General features: G+C 69.8%; 17 protein-coding genes. 2 read left to right on the top strand and 15 right to left on the bottom strand.

The window, feature by feature from the left end; all coding sequences use genetic code 11:
• The 8 genes from def to mihF all read right to left on the bottom strand — a co-directional run bounded on the left by def (position 1) and on the right by mihF (position 7,341).
• Positions 1–546, bottom strand: a complete 546-nt coding sequence (gene def, locus FHU39_RS06505; protein WP_183319598.1) for a peptide deformylase — start codon at positions 544–546, stop codon at positions 1–3.
• An 8-nt stretch (positions 547–554) separates the two neighbouring features.
• The gene (locus FHU39_RS06500) at positions 555–1,226 is read right to left on the bottom strand and encodes an HAD family hydrolase (protein ID WP_183319597.1); all 672 of its coding nucleotides are present in this window, start codon (positions 1,224–1,226) and stop codon (positions 555–557) included.
• 64 nt (positions 1,227–1,290) lie between these two features.
• Positions 1,291–3,381 carry a primosomal protein N' family DNA-binding protein gene (locus FHU39_RS06495; RefSeq protein ID WP_183319596.1) on the bottom strand — a complete coding sequence of 697 codons (2,091 nt, stop codon included), beginning with the start codon at positions 3,379–3,381 and terminating at the stop codon, positions 1,291–1,293.
• A 201-nt stretch (positions 3,382–3,582) separates the two neighbouring features.
• Positions 3,583–4,797 carry a methionine adenosyltransferase gene (metK, locus tag FHU39_RS06490; RefSeq protein ID WP_183319595.1) on the bottom strand — a complete coding sequence of 405 codons (1,215 nt, stop codon included), beginning with the start codon at positions 4,795–4,797 and terminating at the stop codon, positions 3,583–3,585.
• 65 nt (positions 4,798–4,862) lie between these two features.
• Positions 4,863–6,071 carry a bifunctional phosphopantothenoylcysteine decarboxylase/phosphopantothenate--cysteine ligase CoaBC gene (coaBC, locus tag FHU39_RS06485; protein WP_183319594.1) on the bottom strand — a complete coding sequence of 403 codons (1,209 nt, stop codon included), beginning with the start codon at positions 6,069–6,071 and terminating at the stop codon, positions 4,863–4,865.
• Positions 6,072–6,084: 13 nt separating this feature from the next.
• A complete protein-coding gene (gene rpoZ / locus FHU39_RS06480) occupies positions 6,085–6,348 on the bottom strand; it encodes a DNA-directed RNA polymerase subunit omega (RefSeq protein ID WP_183319593.1) in 264 nt (87 codons plus the stop codon).
• 16 nt (positions 6,349–6,364) lie between these two features.
• Positions 6,365–7,018, bottom strand: a complete 654-nt coding sequence (gmk, locus tag FHU39_RS06475) for a guanylate kinase (protein ID WP_183319592.1) — start codon at positions 7,016–7,018, stop codon at positions 6,365–6,367.
• Complete coding sequence (gene mihF / locus FHU39_RS06470; RefSeq protein ID WP_183319591.1) at positions 7,015–7,341, bottom strand: integration host factor, actinobacterial type; 327 nt, start codon at positions 7,339–7,341, stop codon at positions 7,015–7,017. The genes gmk and mihF overlap by 4 nt, the downstream gene beginning before the upstream one ends.
• A 133-nt stretch (positions 7,342–7,474) precedes the next feature.
• On the opposite strand from mihF, the gene FHU39_RS06465 reads away from it, so the two are divergent.
• Together FHU39_RS06465 and FHU39_RS06460 are read left to right on the top strand one after the other, a co-directional pair.
• Positions 7,475–7,753, top strand: coding sequence for a hypothetical protein (locus tag FHU39_RS06465; RefSeq protein WP_221185154.1), 279 nt, complete (start codon positions 7,475–7,477; stop codon positions 7,751–7,753).
• A 3-nt stretch (positions 7,754–7,756) separates the two neighbouring features.
• Positions 7,757–8,434, top strand: coding sequence for a DNA alkylation repair protein (locus FHU39_RS06460; RefSeq protein ID WP_183319590.1), 678 nt, complete (start codon positions 7,757–7,759; stop codon positions 8,432–8,434).
• A gap of 15 nt (positions 8,435–8,449) precedes the next feature.
• On the opposite strand, the gene FHU39_RS06455 is transcribed toward FHU39_RS06460, so the two are convergent.
• The 7 genes from FHU39_RS06455 to pyrR form a co-directional block, all read right to left on the bottom strand.
• Complete coding sequence (locus FHU39_RS06455; protein ID WP_183319589.1) at positions 8,450–9,286, bottom strand: universal stress protein; 837 nt, start codon at positions 9,284–9,286, stop codon at positions 8,450–8,452.
• A 109-nt stretch (positions 9,287–9,395) separates the two neighbouring features.
• The gene (gene pyrF, locus FHU39_RS06450; protein WP_183319588.1) at positions 9,396–10,271 is read right to left on the bottom strand and encodes an orotidine-5'-phosphate decarboxylase; all 876 of its coding nucleotides are present in this window, start codon (positions 10,269–10,271) and stop codon (positions 9,396–9,398) included.
• 14 nt (positions 10,272–10,285) lie between these two features.
• A complete protein-coding gene (gene carB / locus FHU39_RS06445) occupies positions 10,286–13,597 on the bottom strand; it encodes a carbamoyl-phosphate synthase large subunit (protein ID WP_183319587.1) in 3,312 nt (1,103 codons plus the stop codon).
• Between the two features lie 2 nt (positions 13,598–13,599).
• Positions 13,600–14,760: a glutamine-hydrolyzing carbamoyl-phosphate synthase small subunit gene (carA, locus tag FHU39_RS06440; protein WP_183319586.1), complete on the bottom strand. Its 1,161-nt coding sequence runs from the start codon at positions 14,758–14,760 to the stop codon at positions 13,600–13,602.
• Complete coding sequence (locus FHU39_RS06435; protein ID WP_183319585.1) at positions 14,757–16,049, bottom strand: dihydroorotase; 1,293 nt, start codon at positions 16,047–16,049, stop codon at positions 14,757–14,759. Before FHU39_RS06435 ends, carA begins: the two co-directional genes overlap by 4 nt.
• Complete coding sequence (locus FHU39_RS06430) at positions 16,046–16,975, bottom strand: aspartate carbamoyltransferase catalytic subunit (protein ID WP_183319584.1); 930 nt, start codon at positions 16,973–16,975, stop codon at positions 16,046–16,048. Before FHU39_RS06430 ends, FHU39_RS06435 begins: the two co-directional genes overlap by 4 nt.
• Positions 16,972–17,583, bottom strand: coding sequence for a bifunctional pyr operon transcriptional regulator/uracil phosphoribosyltransferase PyrR (gene pyrR, locus FHU39_RS06425; protein ID WP_183319583.1), 612 nt, complete (start codon positions 17,581–17,583; stop codon positions 16,972–16,974). The genes FHU39_RS06430 and pyrR overlap by 4 nt, the downstream gene beginning before the upstream one ends.
• Between the last annotated feature and the right edge of the window lie 63 nt (positions 17,584–17,646).

The following is a 17,646-nucleotide window of genomic DNA, read 5'->3' as shown; positions in this document are numbered from 1 at the left end:
TCAGGCCCCGTACGACGGGTTGGCGTGCGGACTGTCCCTGACGATCGGCCCGGGCAGGCCGGCCCACTCCGCGTTGCGGATCTCCTTGAGCGCGAGCCTGCGCTGCTCCTTGTCGAGCCGGTCGATGAAGAGGATGCCGTCCAGGTGGTCGGTCTCGTGCTGGATGCAGCGGGCCAGCAGATGGCTGCCCTCGAGGGTGAGCGGCTCGCCATACATGTCGAACCCACGAGCGACCACGGAAACCGACCGGGGCGTCGGCCAGGAGAACGCGGGGATCGACAGGCACCCCTCGTCGTCGGTCTCGAGCTCGCCGGACAGATCCAGGTCGGGGTTGACGAGGTGTCCGAGCACGCCGTCGACGTAATAGGTGAACACCCGCAGCCCCACACCGAGCTGTGGAGCGGCCAGCCCGGCACCGGGTGCATCCATCATCGTCTCGGTCAGGTCGGCGACGAGGGTGCGCAGCTCCTTGTCGAAGGTCGTGACCGGTGCGGCCGGGGTGCGCAGGACGGGGTCACCGTAGAGCCGGATGGGCGTGATCGACATACCGGCTCCTACCGTTCGACCGGGAGCCCGCGCACCAACAGGTCGGCGCGCAGCTCCTCCGGGGTGGTGAACTCGATCGCGTCCAGGCCCGCGAGGGTGGCCGCCTGCACGTTGGCCAGCTTGTCGTCGATGAAGATGCAGTCGTCGAGGCTGCCCAGGTGGCGCACCCGGTCGGCGAGTTCCTCGAAGATCTCCGGGTCGGGCTTGGCGACGCCCTCCTCGCCGGAGACGATGATGTCGTCGAAGAGGTCGAGGAAGTCGAACTTGTCGAGCGCGACCGGGAACGTCTCCGCGGACCAGTTGGTGAGCGCGAGCAGTGGGATCTGCGCGGCGTGCAACTGCTTGAGTATGGCGACCGTGCCGTCGATCGGCGCGCGCAGCGACTCGCCGAAATTGGCTCGGTAGGAACGGATCTCGTCCGCGAGGTGCGGGAACTGCGCCGTTGCGGCGGCCTCACCGTCGGCGAACGTGCGGCCCGCGTCCTGCGCGTGGTTCCAGGCGCCGAAGTCGAACTCCCCGCCGGTGAGGAACGCCTCGGCACGCTCGTCACCGACACCCGCTGCGATCGCCGGCCGGGGGTCCCAGTCGATCAGCACGTTGCCGAGGTCGAAGACGACGGCGTCGACCGGTGACGGCTTCAGGTTCGGGTCCTCTGCGGTCAGCACTTGCTGCGAATTCATCACTCAGACACTAGCGATATCGGCGCGTCGGCCCGTTGCCGGGGCAAGGTCTCGTGACGGCGACTCAGAGCAGCGCGCCGCTCGGATCGACCCGGACCGTCACGGTGCCCGGCAGCTTGCGTGCGCTGCGCACCGCACGGGCGGCAGCGACCGCCCGGGAAGCCGCCGGGGCGTGCGGGAGCGCGGTCCGCAGCAGCAGCGCCGTCCCCTCGCCGCCACCCGGAGCGGGCATGGGTCCGATGCGCTCCAGCGGGATGCTGTCGTCGAGGGCGTGCCGTGCCGCGTCCGCGAACGCGCCCAGGTCGGCCGCGTCCCCGGTCACCAACGCCATCCAGGACGCGGGCGGTAGGTCCAGCTCGCGGCGCGCGGCCAGCTCGCGCTCAGCGAAGGTGGCTGGTGCCCAGCGGGCGAGCGCCTCCACCGGCGGCAGGGTGACACCGGAGGCCGCGCCGCAGACGACCACGGCGCCGCCCCGCGCCGCCGGCCGGGTGAGTGCGGCCGCGGCGAGCCACCGCCGCAGCGTCTCCTCCCCGGCGTCCAGTGCCGAGCGGTCCAGCAACGCCCAGGCGTCCAGCAGCAGCGTTGCGGCATACCCCGTCTCGGCGACCGGCTCGGCTCCCGGCGTGGCGATCACCAGCTTCGGCTCCGGGCCGACGTGACCGAGCACCTCCCCGGCCCCGGACCGCAGCACCGTGGTGCCGGGGAAGGCCCGCCCGAGCTCCTCGGCGGTGCGTCGTGCCCCGACGACGGCCGCGCGCAGGGCGGTGCCGTAGCACTCGGGGCAGCGCCAGGGGCTCGCCTGCCGCCCGCACCAGCGGCAGCTCGCCGGGGCCGTCGGCGCGGTCAGTCCGAGCGGTCCGTGGCAGGCGCCGCACCGGGCGATCTGCCGGCACTGGCCGCATCGCAGCGTCGGCAGGTAGCCGCGCCGTGGCACCTGCACCAGCACCGGGCCGTCAGCCAGGGCGGCGTGGGCGGTGGACCAGGCCACCGGTGGCAGGTGCGCGTGTGCCGCGGCGCCGGCCCGCTCCACCTCACGTTCGTCGCCGGCCACCACGACCCGCGGGACGGAGCCCGGGGCGGTCCGCGCGCTGACGTCGCGGACCGTGCCGGTCGCCAGCCAGCGTTGGACGGGCACCGAGCGGGCGAACCCGCCGAGCAGCAGCGCGGCACGCTCCCGGCCGGCGCGCACGCGCAGCACCTCACGGGTCTGCGGGTATGGCGAGCGCGGCTCGGCCAGTAGGTCGTCCCCGTCGTCCCAGCACGCCAGCAGCCCCAGGTCCCGCACCGGCGCCCAGGCCGCGGCGCGGGTGCCGATGACGCACCGGACGTGACCGCGCAGTGCCTTCAGCCAGGCGGTGTAGCGGGCCTGCGGACCCTGCTCGGCGGTCAGCCGCACGTGTCGGCCCTCGCCCAGCGCGGCGATCACCGCCGCCTCGAGCCGGTCCAGGTCCCGGTGGTCGGGCACGACGAGCACCGCACCACGCCCGCCGTGCAGCGTTGCGCGGGCGGCGTGGGCGAGCGCGGCCGGCCAGTCCTGGTCGGGATCGACCGTCGGCGCCGCGAGCCAGGACGCGGCCGGGTCGTCGCCGGCGGCCAGACGACGCAGGAAGGCGTCGCCGGCCGGATAGCGTTGCCAGGCGGTCGAATCCTCGCCGCCGGGCCGTGCCGGCTCCGTCACCGGTTTGGCGTCGAGCGCCTTCTCGGCGGCGGCGTGCCGCGGTGGCACCGCGAGTCGCAGCACATCGGCCAGGGGCCCCGCGTAGTGGTCGGCGATCGTGCGGGCGGCGGCCAGCACGGACGCCGTGAGCACCGGCTCGGGGCTGACGACCCGGCGCAGCGGCGTCAGCTTGCCGGTGTGCTCGGGTTCGTCCACCCGGTCGACGACGAAACCCGACACGTCCTTGCCGGCGAAGCGCACCTTCACCCGCACCCCGGGACGGGCGCTCTGAGCGAGGTCGGCCGGCACCGCGTATTCGAACGGCCGGTCCAGGTGCGCCAGCGACACGTCGAGCACCACGCGCGCGACCGGCTGCGGCACCGCAGGCTCGTCCGGCTCCGCACGCACCCGCTCCGCGACGACCCTCGGCGCCGCCGCGTGCAGCAGGTGCAACTGCTCGGGAGTGGCCGGTGCGGGCGGCTCGTCGGACGGCTGCATGCCCCTGTTTATACGCGACGTGTCGGACACGCCGACGCCATACCTCCCCCGGCCGCTGGCCAGCACCTCCCCCACCCTTCCCCCATTCCGCCGACAGGCTCAGAAACGCACCCAGAGGCCCAGTAATTCGGGCGGAAACCGGGCGAATCCGCTCGAACTACTGAGCCTCTGGGCGATAAGTAGGCCTGTCGGCCGGGAAGGCTAGAGCGCGCTGCGCAGCGCGTCGACCTTGTCGGTGCGCTCCCAGGTGAAGGCGTTCTCGACGCCGTCCGCCTTGGTGCGGCCGAAGTGACCGTATGCCGCAGTCGCCCTGTAGATCGGGCGCAGCAGGTCCAGCTCCTCGACGATGGCAGCGGGGCGCAGATCGAAGACGGTGGTGATGGCCTTCTCGATCTGCTCCAGCGGCTTGGTCTCGGTGCCGAAGGTCTCGACATACAGGCCCACCGGCTGTGCCTTGCCGATCGCGTAGGCGACCTGCACCTCGCACCGGTCGGCCAGACCCGCGGCCACGACGTTCTTGGCCACCCACCGGGTGGCGTATGCCGCCGAGCGGTCCACCTTCGACGGGTCCTTGCCGGAGAAGGCGCCGCCGCCGTGGCGCGCCATACCGCCGTAGGTGTCGACAATGATCTTGCGGCCGGTCAGACCGGCATCACCCATCGGGCCACCGATCTCGAACTTGCCGGTCGGGTTGATCAGCTTGCGGTAGGCCGAGGTGTCCAGCGAGTTGCCGCTGGCCGCGAGCTCCTCGAGCACCGGCCGGATCACGTGCTCGTCGATGTCCGGCTCGAGCATGCCCTCCAGCGAGATGTTCGGGGCGTGCTGGGTGGACAGCACCACGGTGTCCAGCCGGACCGCCTTGTCACCGTCGTAGGCGATGGTGACCTGGGTCTTGCCGTCCGGGCGCAGGTAGGCGAGTTCGCCGCTCTTGCGCACGCTGGTCAGCCGCTCGGAGAGGCGGTGGGCCAGGAAGATCGGCAGCGGCATCAGCTCGGCGGTGTCGGAGCACGCGTACCCGAACATCAGGCCCTGGTCACCGGCGCCCTGGGAGTCACGCTGCTCGGTGCCCCCCTCGGTGCGGTGCTCGTGCGCGGTGTCGACGCCCTGGGCGATGTCCACCGACTGGTCGCCGATCGAGATCGACACGCCGCAGGTGCGGCCGTCGAAGCCCTTGAGGGAGGAGTCGTACCCGACGTCGACGATGGTGTCCCGGACGAGCTTGGCGATCGGGACGTAGCTCTGGGTGCGCACCTCACCTGCGACGTGCACCAGACCGGTGGTGACCATGGTCTCGACCGCGACCCGGGATCCCGGGTCCTCGGCGAGCATGGCGTCCAGGATGGAGTCGCTGATCTGGTCGCAGATCTTGTCGGGGTGCCCCTCGGTCACGGATTCCGAGGTGAAGAGACGGGCCACAGGTTGCTCCTTCGTGTGCAGCGGCTGCTGGCTGGCCCGGCGATGTCGCAGGACCGCTTCGGATCTTAGACGGTTTCCAACTGGTGCTCGACGGCGTCCCAGATGGCTGCGGCCAACGTCACTTTGTCGGCCGGACCCACCGTGGTCTCGTCGCCCGCACGGCTCAGGATGTGTATGACGGCCTCGTCCTGGCCGAACGTCACACCCGGCCCGACCTCGTTGACCACCTGCAGATCACTGCCCTTGCGCGCGAACTTGGCACGCGCATGGTCCATGACCGAGCCGGTGGCGTCACCGGTCTCGGCCGCGAAACTGACGATGACCGGTGCGGTGGCCGCGCCGCGCGCCGCCACCAGCCCCTTGACGATGTCGGGGTTCTCGACCAGTTGCAGCACGAGGTCGTCGCCGCTCCCGGTCTTCTTGATCTTGTGGTCGGTGTATGCCGCAGAGCGGTAGTCCGCCGGCGCCGCCGCCATGACGACCGCGTCCGCGTCCTTGCCCGCAGCGGTCACGGCCTCCTGCAGCTGGACGGTCGTCTCGACCTCGACGAGGTCGACACCGTCCGGGACGGCAAGCGCGGCATTGGCGCTGACCAGGGTGACGCGCGCACCGCGCCGCGCGGCGACGGCAGCCAGCGCGTAACCCTGCTTCCCGCTCGACCGGTTGCCGATGAAACGCACCGGGTCGATCGGCTCCCGGGTGCCGCCGGCGGAGACCACGACGTGCCGGCCACTCAGCGACCCCTCGGCGGGCTGTACCAAACCCAGTGCGTAGGAGGCGATCTCGGCGGGTTCCCGCAGCCGGCCGGGGCCGGTGTCGGCACCGGTGAGCCGCCCCGACGCCGGGTCCATGACGTGCACGCCGCGTTCGCGCAGCGTTGCGACGTTGGCGACGGTCGCCGGGTGCAGCCACATCTCGGTGTGCATCGCGGGCGCGATGACGACCGGGCAGCGGGCGGTCAGCAGGGTGTTGGTCAGCAGGTCGTCGGCCAGGCCGTGTGCCGCCTTCGCGATCAGGTCGGCGGTGGCCGGTGCCACCACGACGAGGTCGGCCTGTTTGCCGAGCCGGACGTGCGGAACCTCCTCGACCCGGGTCCAGACGTCGTCGGCGACGGGTTTGCCGGACAGCGCGGACCAGGTGGGCGCCCCGACGAAGTTGAGTGCGGACGCGGTCGGGACGACGGTGACGTCGTGACCCGACTCGGTGAACCGGCGCAGCAGCAGGCATGCCTTGTAGGCGGCGATACCCCCGCTGACGCCGAGAACGATGCGCATGGAGCGGGGAGACTTAGGCTTCGACCTGCTCGATCGACAGCAGTCCATCGTTGATCTCACGCAGCGCGATCGACAGCGGCTTGTCGTTGACCTGGCTGTCGACGAGCGGCCCGACATACTCCAGCAGGCCTTCGGACAGCTGCGAGTAGTAGGCGTTGATCTGCCGCGCCCGCTTGGCGCCGTAGATGACCAGCGCGTACTTGGAGTCGGCGACCTGCAGCAGGTCGTCGATCGGCGGGTTGGTGATGCCCTCGGGGGCAGCCTTGGTGCCAGACACGAAGAAAATCTCGCTTCTAGTTGGTGGGTGTTTGACCGTCAGCACGAGCGCCACCCGGGGCGGCGCAGACATGCTGCTGCATCAATTGTACGAGTTCCTCGGCCGCACGCCGAACATCGTCGTTGACGATGGTCGTGTCGAACTCCTCCTGGGCCGCCAGCTCCCGGCGGGCGGTGGCCAGCCGGACCTCCCTCTCGGCCGCGCTTTCGGTGCCCCGCCCGACCAGTCGCCGCACGAGTTCGTCCCAGCTGGGCGGTGCCAGGAACACGAAGTAGGCCTCCGGCATCTGCTCCCGGACCTGTCGCGCGCCCTGCAGGTCGATCTCCAGCAACGGCAGTTTTCCCTCGGCTGCGGCTCGCAGCACCGGCCCGCGGGGCGTGCCGTAACTGGCCCGGCCGTGGACGACCGCGTGCTCGAGGAACTCGCCCTCGGCAACCATCCGGTCGAACCGCTGCTGGCTGATGAAGTGGTAGTGCTTGCCGTCGACCTCCCCCGGGCGGGCCGGCCGCGTGGTCGCCGAGACCGACAGCCAGACCTCAGGGTAGTGCTCACGGATGTATGCCGACACGGTGCCCTTGCCGACGGCGGTCGGACCGGCGAGTACGACCAACGGAGCGCAGTTCTTCGGAGCGGTCTCCTGACCGCTGTCGGGTTGCGCCGCTGCGGTCACGAATCCCCGTCCTGCTCAAAGTGTTCCAGCAGCCGCTGCACCTGGTTGGCGCCCAGCCCCCGCACCCGGCGGGTCTCCGCGATGCCGATCTCGGCCATGATCTGCCGGGCCCGGACCCGGCCGACCCCCGGCAGCGACTCCAGCAGGGCGGAAACCTTCATCTTGCCGATGACCTCGTTGTCCTTGCCCGCGTCGATCACCTCGCGCAGCGAACCCTGGGCATACTTCAGGCGGTTCTTGACCTCGGCCCGTTCTCGTCGCGCCGCTGCCGCCTTGGCGAGTGCCTCAGCGCGCTGTTCCGGCGTCAATTGCGGTAGGGCCACGTGTCTTTCTCCTGCGTGTGTCCGATGGGAGGAACTCGGTGTCCGTGCGGTTCGACCCGCACTCCAGCGAACCTAGCGACTGTCCGCGCGGTTCGGCAACGAGGGGTGTCATGTCGAGCGGTTACCGTGAGGGATGGCTTCCGACAATCGAGGCACCGCGGACCTCGTCGACACCCGCGCTCCGGCGCGCCTCACCCAGAAGTGGCGTGCCCTCTCCCCGCTGCAGCGACGGCTCGCGGTGGCAGCGGCAGCGATCGACACCGCGGCCAAGACGGCCGCGGTCATCGACCTCGCTCGCCGCCCGGCCGATGCGGTGCGCGGCCCGAAGGTGGCATGGGCGGTCGCACTTCCGGTCGTCAACTCCGCCGGGTTGCTGCCTGCCGCCTACTTCCTGTTCGGCCGGCGTCGCTGACCCGTGACCGACAGCCTGGTCGCGCTGATCCGTGCGGAGCTGGCCCGGGCCGCCGACCCGGGGCTCGCACCGGGTATGCAGGCGTACATGAAGTCGGCGCTGCCGTACTACGGGGTGCGGGTGCCGCGGGTGCGGACGCTGACGCGTGCCGCCGCGAGGCAGCTGCCGCCCGCGGATCTCGCTGAGCTCGCGGACGCCGCCCGCACCCTGTTCGATCGGGCAACGCACCGCGAGGAGTGGTATGCCGCCCTCGCGCTGGTCGGTATGCCGCTCGCCCGCGGCCGGCGCGAGCTGACCGGTCTGCACGAGCATTTCGCGGTCGCCGGCGCCTGGTGGGACGTCGTCGACGAGACCGCGCACCGCATCGCGGAGCTGCACGATGCGCAGCCTCGTCATACCGCCGGGATCGTGCGCCGCTGGAGCGTTCACGACGACATGTGGTTGCGCCGGTTGGCGATCATCAGCCAGCTGGGCCGGCGGAACCGGGTCGACGCACGGTTGCTGACCGAGGTGATCGAGGCGAACCAGGCGGACCGGGAGTTCTTCATCCGCAAGGCGATCGGCTGGGCGCTGCGGGAGTACGCCCGGCAGGAGCCGGAGTGGGTGCGCCGGTTCGTCGCCGATCACGAGCAGCTCAGCCCACTGTCGCGCCGGGAGGCGCTCAAGCACCTGCGCGGCTGAGCCGGCGACCGGCGCTCAGCGCACCACCGCGACCGGGCAGGGTGCGGTCGCGAGCAGCCGGCGGCTCACCGAGCCCAGTAGCAGCGACCGGAAACCGCCACGTCCACGGCTCCCGGCCACCAGGAGTCCGGCATCCTCGGCGATGCGGGCGATCTCGACCGCTGCCTGCCCGCGGGTGACCTCGGTGGTCACCATCAGGTCTGCGTGCCGGGCGAGGACGGTGCTGCGCGCGGCCTGCAGGTCGTCGTTGACGGCCTCCGCGATGTCGTTGACGTCGCCGATCGACGGCAGACCGTAGGTCATCGCCGGATCGTCCCAGGCGCCGACGATGTGCAAGGACGCACCCGATGCGGCGGCCGCTGCCGCCGCGAACTCGACGGCCCGTTGCGCCGGCTCCGATGCGTCATACGCGACGACCACGCGCGCCAGCGGGTCCACTCCGACGCCGCGGACGACGACCACCGGGCACGCCGCGTGCGCCGACACCGCGTGGCCCACCGAACCGAGCATCGTCTCGACCAGCTGGTGATGCCCTCGGTTACCCACGACCACGAGTGAAGCGTCCGACGACGCCTCGACCAGCGCATTGGCCGGGTTCGCCGAGACGCCAAGGGATTCCACCTCGGTGACGCCTTCCTCGCGGGCGACTCGCGCACCGTCGGCGGCGACCTTGGAGGCCTCCTCGGCGAACTCCTGGATGGCACTCGCCGGGAGGAACTCGCTGCCGTAGACCACCGGCATCGGGACCGCCGAGAGGATCTGCAGGGGTTCCTGCCGCCGCAGGGCCGCATGTGCGGCCCAGCGAACCGCCGCAGTGGATTGTTGTGAACCGTCATACCCGACAAGGATCATCAGCACTCATTCCTTCGCTGCCGACCAACGTCTCCGTGAGCGTAGCCTCGACTCCGTCGGCACGCCATCATTCTACTACGTCGGGTAGTAGATCAGACCGTCTCGTGCGTCACTGCTCGACCCGCAGACGCAGGCCGGAGGCCTCCTCCTGCACCGCGGACAGCGCTGCGCGCAGCGCTGCGACGTCCGGGCCGGCGGACAGGACCGCCCGGGACGTCGCGGGCAGCACCAGCGACGCGGCAACGCCGAAACCCCGCCCGACGTCACCGACGGTCGCGCCCTGTGCCCCCACGCCCGGCGCGAGCAGCGGCGCACGCGACTGGACCAGCCGCTCGGTGAGGCCGAGGTCGGCAATGTCCTTGCCGACGGTTGCACCCACCACCATGCCCACGTCACCGAAGCCGTCGGCAGGCGCCAGGGCGTTCAGCTCGGACACCGCATCGATGATGGCGCCGCCCACCGTGTCGCCGTCCCACACCGCGTGCTGCACGGACGCGCCCTCGGGATTCGACGTCATCGCCAGCACGAAGACTCCGCGCCCGGTCCGTCGAGCAAGATCGAAAGCCGGTGCCAGTGAACCAAGCCCGAGGAACGGGCTGACAGTGATCGCATCGGCACGAAGCGTCGACGAGTCGTCGAGGTAGGCCTGTGCGTAGGCGAGCATGGTCGAGCCGATGTCACCTCGTTTGACGTCGAGCAGGCTCAGCGTCCCCATCTCGCGCAGCCCGGCAAGGACATCCTCCAGGATCTCGATCCCGGCGGCGCCGAAGCGCTCGAAGAACGCACTCTGCGGCTTGACCAGCGCCACCTCGCCGCCGAACGCCTCGACGGCGATCTCGGCGAAACGCCGCAGGCCCTTCACCGACACCGGCAGGTCCCACGCCTCCAGCAGCGAAGGGTGCGGGTCGATCCCGGCACACACCGGGCCGTGCGCCTCGACCGCGGCACCGAGTCGGATGCCGAAAGGCTCGATGTCGTCGCTCATCCGATCACCCTCGCTCATCCCAGCGACCTGCCGTAGAGGTCGAGATCCTTGGCATGGTCCTGCAGCGGTTTCACCTTGAACGGCCCGGCCAGCTGGGCCTCGATGCCCTGCACCGCGGCCGCGAGCTGCTGCACCGTCGTGATGATCGGCCGGTCCATGCTGGTCGTCGCCGCGCGGATGGCGTAGCCGTCCTCGCGCGCGCCCTGTCCCGACGGGGTGTTGACCACCATCGCGACCTCCCCGTCCAGGATGCGGTCGACGATGGTCGGCTCACCGTTCGCGCCGGTGCCCTCGCTGTGCTTGCGGACAATCTGCGCTTCGATCCCGTTGCGGCGCAACACATCGGCCGTTCCGGTCGTGGCCAGTATGTCGAAACCGAGGTCGGCCAGTCGCTTCACCGGGAAGATCATCGCCCGCTTGTCGCGGTTGGCGACCGACACGAAGATGCAGCCCTCGCGAGGCAGTCCGGTCACCGAGCTGAGCTGGCTCTTGGCGAACGCGGCACCGAAGTCGTCGTCGAAACCCATGACCTCGCCGGTCGAGCGCATCTCCGGCCCGAGCAGACTGTCCACGACCTGTCCCTCGCGCGTCCGGAAGCGCTTGAACGGCAGCACCGCTTCCTTGACCGCGATCGCCGAGTCCGGCGGCAGCATGCCGCCGTCACCGGCGAGCGGCAGCAGACCGTCGTCGCGAAGCTCCTGGATCGACTCGCCGAGCATGACCCGTGCCGCAGCCTTGGCCAGGGGCACGCCGGTCGACTTCGCCACGAACGGAACCGTCCGGCTGGCACGAGGATTCGCCTCCAGCACATAGAGGGTGTCGTGCGCGAGCGCGTACTGCACGTTGATCAGACCGCGGACACCGACGCCCTCGGCCAGCAGGCGTGTCGAGGTCCGCACCCGCTCGATCTCCTGCGCGCCCAGGGTCACCGGCGGCAGGGTGCAGGCCGAGTCACCGGAATGGATGCCCGCCTCCTCGATGTGCTCCATGATGCCGCCGAGGTACATGTCGGTGCCGTCGAACAACGCGTCCACGTCGATCTCGACGGCATCGTCCAGGAACCGGTCGACCAGGACCGGGTGATCGCTGGAGGCGCGGGTCGCCCGGCTGACGTAGTCGGTCAGCGTCTCGTCGTCATACACGATCTCCATGCCGCGACCGCCGAGCACGTAGGACGGCCGCACCAGGACCGGGTAGCCGATCTCCCGCGCGACGACGAGTGCCTCGTCGACGCTGTATGCCGTGCCGTGCTTCGGCGACGGCAGCTCCGCCTCCGCGAGCACACGACCGAACGCACCGCGGTCCTCGGCGAGGTCGATCGCCTCCGGCGAGGTGCCGACGATCGGGACCCCGGCATCCTTGAGCGCCTGGGCCAGGCCGAGTGGCGTCTGGCCGCCGAGCTGCACGATGACGCCCGCGATGGGGCCGGCCTGCTGCTCGGCATGGACGACCTCGAGCACGTCCTCCAGCGTCAACGGCTCGAAGTAGAGCCGGCTGGAAGTGTCGTAGTCGGTCGACACCGTCTCCGGGTTGCAGTTGATCATGATGGTGTCGAAACCCTTGTCCTGCAATGCGAACGACGCGTGCACGCACGAGTAGTCGAACTCGACACCCTGGCCGATCCGGTTGGGGCCCGAGCCGAGGATGATCACCGCGGGCCGCTCACGCGGCAACACCTCCGACTCCTGGTCATAACTGGAGTAGTAGTACGGCGTCTGTGCGGCGAACTCGGCGGCGCAGGTGTCCACCGTCTTGTAGACAGGGCGCACCCCGAGGGCATAACGCAGACCCCGGACGACCGCCTCCGGCATACGTGCCAGCTGGGCGATCTGGGCATCGGAGAATCCATGACGCTTGGCCAGCTGCAGCAGCTCAGGCGTGAGCTGATCGGCGTCGGCGATGATCCCTGCGACCTTGTTGATCAATTGGATCTGATCGAGGAACCACGGGTCGATCTTGGTCCCTTCGTGCACCTCCTCGACGCTCAATCCCGCACGAAGAGCCTGCTGCACCAACACGATCCGGCCATCCGTCGGCGTGCCGGCCTGTTCCAGCAGGGCTTCGCCCATCTGCCGGCTCGGTGCGTTGTCGGGATCCCAGTGGAATGTCGCCCCATTGCGCTCCAGCGACCGCAGCGCCTTCTGCAGTGCCTCGGTGAAATTGCGGCCGATCGCCATGGCCTCGCCGACCGACTTCATCGTCGTGGTGAGGGTCGGGTCGGCGGCCGGGAACTTCTCGAACGCGAAACGCGGGACCTTCACCACCACGTAGTCGAGCGTCGGCTCGAAACTGGCCGGCGTCTCCCGCGTGATGTCGTTCGGCACCTCGTCCAGCGTGTAGCCGATCGCCATCTTCGCGGCGATCTTGGCGATCGGGAAACCCGTTGCCTTGGAAGCCAATGCGGATGACCGAGACACGCGCGGGTTCATCTCGATGACGATGATCCGGCCGTCCTCCGGGTTGACGGCGAACTGGATGTTGCAGCCACCGGTCTCGACACCGACCTCGCGGATGACCGCTATACCGATGTCACGCATCTTCTGGTACTCACGATCGGTCAGGGTCAGTGCGGGTGCGACGGTGATGGAGTCACCGGTGTGCACACCCATCGGGTCGAGATTCTCGATCGAACAGACGACGACCACGTTGTCGGCGCGGTCGCGCATGATCTCCAGCTCGTACTCCTTCCACCCCAGGATCGACTCCTCCAGGAGCACCTCGTGGGTGGGAGAGTCGTGCAGACCAGACCCTGCCATGCGGAGAAGATCCTCCTCGTTCCAGGCGAATCCGGAGCCGAGGCCACCCATGGTGAAGGACGGCCGCACGACCATCGGATAACCGAGTTCCTCTGCTGCGGAGAGACATTCATCCATGGTGTGGCAGATGTAGGACCGCGCGGACTCGGCGCCGACGTGATCGACCACTCCCTTGAACAGCTCGCGGTTCTCACCGAGCTGAATGGCCTCGAAGCTCGCGCCGATGAGCGGGCAGCCGTACTTCTCCAGGACACCGGCATCCTGCAGCGCGATCGCGGTGGTCAGCGCCGTCTGGCCGCCGAGGGTCGCGAGCACGGCGTCCGGGCGTTCCTTGGCGATGATCGTCTCGACCACCTCAGGGGTGATCGGCTCGACGTAGGTCGCGTCCGCGAACTCCGGGTCGGTCATGATCGTCGCCGGGTTGGAGTTGACCAGGATGACGCGCAGTCCCTCCTCGCGCAGCACCCGGCAGGCCTGTGTCCCCGAATAGTCGAACTCGCATGCCTGACCGATGACGATCGGACCGGAACCGATGACCAAAACGCTCTTGATGTCGTTCCTCTTCGGCATGGTCAGTTGCTCTCCTTCTGGGACGTCATCAGCTCCACGAACCGGTCGAAGAGGTATGCCGCATCGTGCGGCCCGGCTGCCGCCTCGGGATGGTATTGAACCGAAAATGCTGGTATGTCAAGGCATTCCAGACCTTCAACCACATTGTCGTTGAGGCCGATGTGCGAGACGCGCACCCGGCCGAACTGCTCCCCCGCGGGCGCCTGGACCGGCTCGCCGTCCCGCGGCGCGTCGACGGCGAAGCCGTGGTTGTGCGCGGTGACCTCGACCTTGTTCGTCGTGCGGTCCAGCACCGGCTGGTTGATACCCCGGTGGCCGTACTTCAGCTTGTAGGTGCCGAATCCGAGTGCGCGGCCCAGCAACTGGTTGCCGAAACAGATCCCGAAGAACGGGATCCCGGCTTCGAGGACCTGCTGCAGCACGGTCACCTGCGGGGCGGTCGACGGGTCACCCGGGCCGTTGGAGAAGAACACGCCGTCCGGGTGCACCGCCTGGATCTGCTCGAACGTGCAGTCCGCCGGAAGGACATGGACCTCGATGCCTCGCTCGGCCATCCGGTGCGGCGTCATCGCCTTGATGCCCAGATCGACGGCGGCGACGGTGAAACGCTTCTCACCCTGAGCCGGCACGACGTAGGCCTCGTCGGTGCTGACCTCGGACGCCAGCTCGGAGCCGGCCATCTCCGGCTGTTCACGCACCCGCTGGGCGAGAGCGTCCGCGGACGCGTCGGTCCGGGAGAAGATGCCGACCCGCATTGCCCCGGACTCGCGCAGGTGCCGGGTCAGTGCCCGGGTGTCGATGTCGCAGATGCCGACGACACCCTGCTCGGCCAACTCGTCCTCCAGGCTGCGCTGGGAGCGCCAGTTGGAGGGCCGCAGCGCGGGGTCCCGGACGACATAACCGCTGACCCAGATGCGCTTGGACTCCGGATCCTCATCATTGACACCGGTGTTGCCCACATGTGGGGCGGTCATCACGACGACCTGCCGGTGGTAGCTGGGGTCGGTCAGCGTCTCCTGGTAACCGGTCATCCCGGTGGAGAAGACGGCCTCGCCGAAGGTTTCCCCGATGGCGCCGTACGCCAACCCGGCGAAGGCGGTGCCGTCCTCGAGGACGAGGGTCGCACGACCGCGCCCGGTGAGTGGGTCGATGGTTGCGGTCATTGCGAAACCTCCTGGTCGAGAAGCGTGGGTCGGCCGCGCAGCAGGGTGGTCTGCACCGCGCCGGTGAGGGTCATGTCGTGCCACGGGTTGTTGCGCGACAGCGAGTGGGATGCGGCGCCATCGACCGTGACCGTCGCCGCCGGGTCGATCAGGGTGAGGTTGGCCGGTTCGCCCGCCTCGAGCGGGCGGCCGTGCCCGGTGAGCCCCGCGATCCGGGCCGGCGTCACGGACATGACCTCCGCGACCTGTGCCCAGGTCAGCAGACCCGGCTGCACCATCACGGTGTTGACGACCTGGAGCGCCTGCTCGAGGCCGAGCATTCCGAACGCGGCCTCGGCGAAAGCATGCTCCTTGTCGTGCCGCGCATGCGGGGCGTGGTCGGTGGCCACCGCGTCGATCGTGCCGTCCGCCAAGGCTTTTCGCAGCTCGGCGATGTCCTCGGCCGGACGCAGCGGCGGGTTGACCTTGTAGGTGGGGTCGTATGACGTCAGCTTGGTCGTGTCGAGCATCAGGTGGTGCGGGGTGACCTCTGCCGTCACCGCGATCCCCTGCGACTTGGCCCAGCGGATCACTTCGACGGAGCCGGCCGTCGACACGTGGGCGACATGCACCCGGGAGCCGGTGTGCCGCGCCAGCATCACGTCGCGCGCCACGATCACCTCTTCGGCCACTCCCGGCCAGCCCGGGAGCCCGAGCCGACCCGACAGCTCGCCCTCGTGGCAGCACGCGCTCTTGTCGGCGAGCCGTGGCTCCTGGGCGTGCTGTGACACCACACCGCCGAAGGCCTTGACGTATTCCAGCGCCCGGCGCATCAACCGTGCGTCGTGCACGCAGTGCCCGTCGTCGGAGAAGACCCGGACGGCGGCGCGGCTGCGTGCCATCAGGCCGAGCTCGGCGAGCTCCTCACCCGCGAGACCCTTGGAGACCGCGCCGATCGGCTGGACGTCGACCAGTCCGCGGGCGCGGCCGAGGTCGAAGACCCGCTCGGCGGCTTCCGCCGTGTCCGTCACCGGGCTGGTGTTCGCCATCGCGAGGATCGCGGTGTAACCGCCGGCCGCCGCCGCGGCGGAACCTGTCGCGACCGTCTCGGCGTCCTCCCTGCCCGGCTCCCGCAGGTGCGTGTGCAGGTCGACGAGGCCCGGCAGCGCGACCAACCCGTCCGCGTCGATGACGGTTGCGCCCTTCGCGGTGACCCGGCCGACCTCGGTGATCACGCCGTCGTCGACCAGCACGTCCTGCCGGCCCGCACCGAGCAGGTCGGCGCCCTTGATCAGATAGCTCTCACTCATGCTTGTTCCGCCCCTCCGAGCAGGTGGTACAGCACGCTCATCCGCACCGCGACCCCGGCCGAGACCTGGTCGAGGATCAGCGATCGTGCTTCGTCGGCCGCGTCGGCGGTGATCTCCAGCCCCCGGTTCATCGGCCCCGGGTGACAGATGACCGCGTGTTCGGGCAAGGCTCGGAGGCGTTCTCGCGTCAGGCCGTACCCGACGGTGTATTCGCGCGGCGTGGGGAAGAAGCCTCCCGTCATACGCTCCTTCTGGACGCGCAGCATCATCGCCGCGTCCAGCTCGGGCAGCACCTCGTCGAAGTCGTAGGAGTACGAGAACCCTGCCGCGCCGGCCCAGTCCGCGATGCCGCTGGGCATCAGCGTCGGCGGCGCCACCAGCGTGACCTCCGCGCCCAGGGTGCGCAACAGGATCAGGTTGCTGCGCACGACCCGTGAGTGGGTCAGGTCGCCGATGATGCCGACCCGCCGGCCCGCGAGGTCGCCGAGCTTCGAGCGCATCGTGTAGGCGTCGAGCAGGGCCTGGGTGGGGTGCTCGTGGGTGCCGTCGCCGGCATTCACGACGGCGGCATCCACCCACTGGGTGACCTGCGACGGTGCACCGCTCGCATGGTGCCGGATGACCAGCGCATCGACCCCCATGGCCGCGACCGTCATCACCGTGTCGCGCAGCGACTCACCCTTGCTGACCGAGGAGCCCTTCGCCGAGACGTTGATGACGTCCGCCGACAGCCACTTGCCGGCGATCTCGAAGGACGATCGGGTGCGGGTCGAATCCTCGAAGAACAGGTTCACCACGGTGCGCCCGCGCAGCACCGGCAGCTTCTTGACCTCCCGCCGCTGTACGTCGTGCATCTGGGCGGCCGTTGCCAGGATCTGCTCGGCCTCGTCGCGGCTCAGGTCGGCCGCTGACAACAGGTGCTTCATGAGGTCTCCTCGGCGTCCCCGTGAAGTGCTTCGTGAGGTGTGGCGATGCGGACTTCCTCGACGCCGTCGTGCTCGGACAGCCGGACGCTGACCCGTTCGGCGCGCGCCGTGGGGAGGTTCTTGCCCACGTGGTCGGCCCGGATCGGTAGCTCGCGGTGGCCACGGTCGACCAGCACCGCGAGCCGCACTGCGCGCGGGCGGCCGAGATCGCCGAGGGCGTCGAGCGCGGCCCGCACGGTGCGGCCGGAGTACAGCACGTCGTCCACGAGGACCACGGTGTGCCCGTCGACGCCGCCTTCGGGGATCGAGGTGTTCCCGACCGCGCGGGTCGGCTGGCTGCGCAGGTCGTCGCGGTACATCGTGACGTCGAGCGAGCCGACGGGCACGTCGGCGCCCTCGATCTCTCCGAGCAGGGTCACGATGCGCTGCGCGAGCACCTCGCCGCGCGTCGGGATGCCGAGCACGACGAGATCCTGCACACCCTTGTTGTGCTCGATGATCTCGTGCGCGATGCGGCGCAGGGCGCGGGAGATGTCGGAAGAAGTGAGAACAATGCGGCCGGCCGGGTCGGCGTCGGGCCTGGGTACAGCTGAGTCAGGACGCTCCATGCGTCGTAGACCTCCTTCGCCGCCTCACCGGACGGAATCGTTAAAGGATGTCGAACGAGGCAA

Origin of the sequence: Flexivirga oryzae, from assembly GCF_014190805.1 — a bacterium.
GTDB lineage: Bacteria > Actinomycetota > Actinomycetes > Actinomycetales > Dermatophilaceae > Flexivirga > Flexivirga oryzae.
The sequence above is the reverse complement of the archived record's forward strand: the minus strand, read 5'-3'. Positions and strand labels throughout refer to the sequence as shown.

Coding starts and splice junctions, on each gene's coding strand:
- FHU39_RS06455 (WP_183319589.1), bottom strand. CDS start 9,286: ATGATCCTTGTCGGGTATGACGGTTCACAACAATCCACTGCGGCGGTT.
- def (WP_183319598.1), bottom strand. CDS start 546: ATGTCGATCACGCCCATCCGGCTCTACGGTGACCCCGTCCTGCGCACC.
- coaBC (WP_183319594.1), bottom strand. CDS start 6,071: ATGCGCATCGTTCTCGGCGTCAGCGGGGGTATCGCCGCCTACAAGGCA.
- FHU39_RS06430 (WP_183319584.1), bottom strand. CDS start 16,975: ATGAAGCACCTGTTGTCAGCGGCCGACCTGAGCCGCGACGAGGCCGAG.
- FHU39_RS06465 (WP_221185154.1), top strand. CDS start 7,475: ATGGCTTCCGACAATCGAGGCACCGCGGACCTCGTCGACACCCGCGCT.
- pyrR (WP_183319583.1), bottom strand. CDS start 17,583: ATGGAGCGTCCTGACTCAGCTGTACCCAGGCCCGACGCCGACCCGGCC.
- carB (WP_183319587.1), bottom strand. CDS start 13,597: ATGCCGAAGAGGAACGACATCAAGAGCGTTTTGGTCATCGGTTCCGGT.
- pyrF (WP_183319588.1), bottom strand. CDS start 10,271: ATGAGCGACGACATCGAGCCTTTCGGCATCCGACTCGGTGCCGCGGTC.
- FHU39_RS06435 (WP_183319585.1), bottom strand. CDS start 16,049: ATGAGTGAGAGCTATCTGATCAAGGGCGCCGACCTGCTCGGTGCGGGC.
- carA (WP_183319586.1), bottom strand. CDS start 14,760: ATGACCGCAACCATCGACCCACTCACCGGGCGCGGTCGTGCGACCCTC.
- FHU39_RS06495 (WP_183319596.1), bottom strand. CDS start 3,381: ATGCAGCCGTCCGACGAGCCGCCCGCACCGGCCACTCCCGAGCAGTTG.
- FHU39_RS06500 (WP_183319597.1), bottom strand. CDS start 1,226: ATGAATTCGCAGCAAGTGCTGACCGCAGAGGACCCGAACCTGAAGCCG.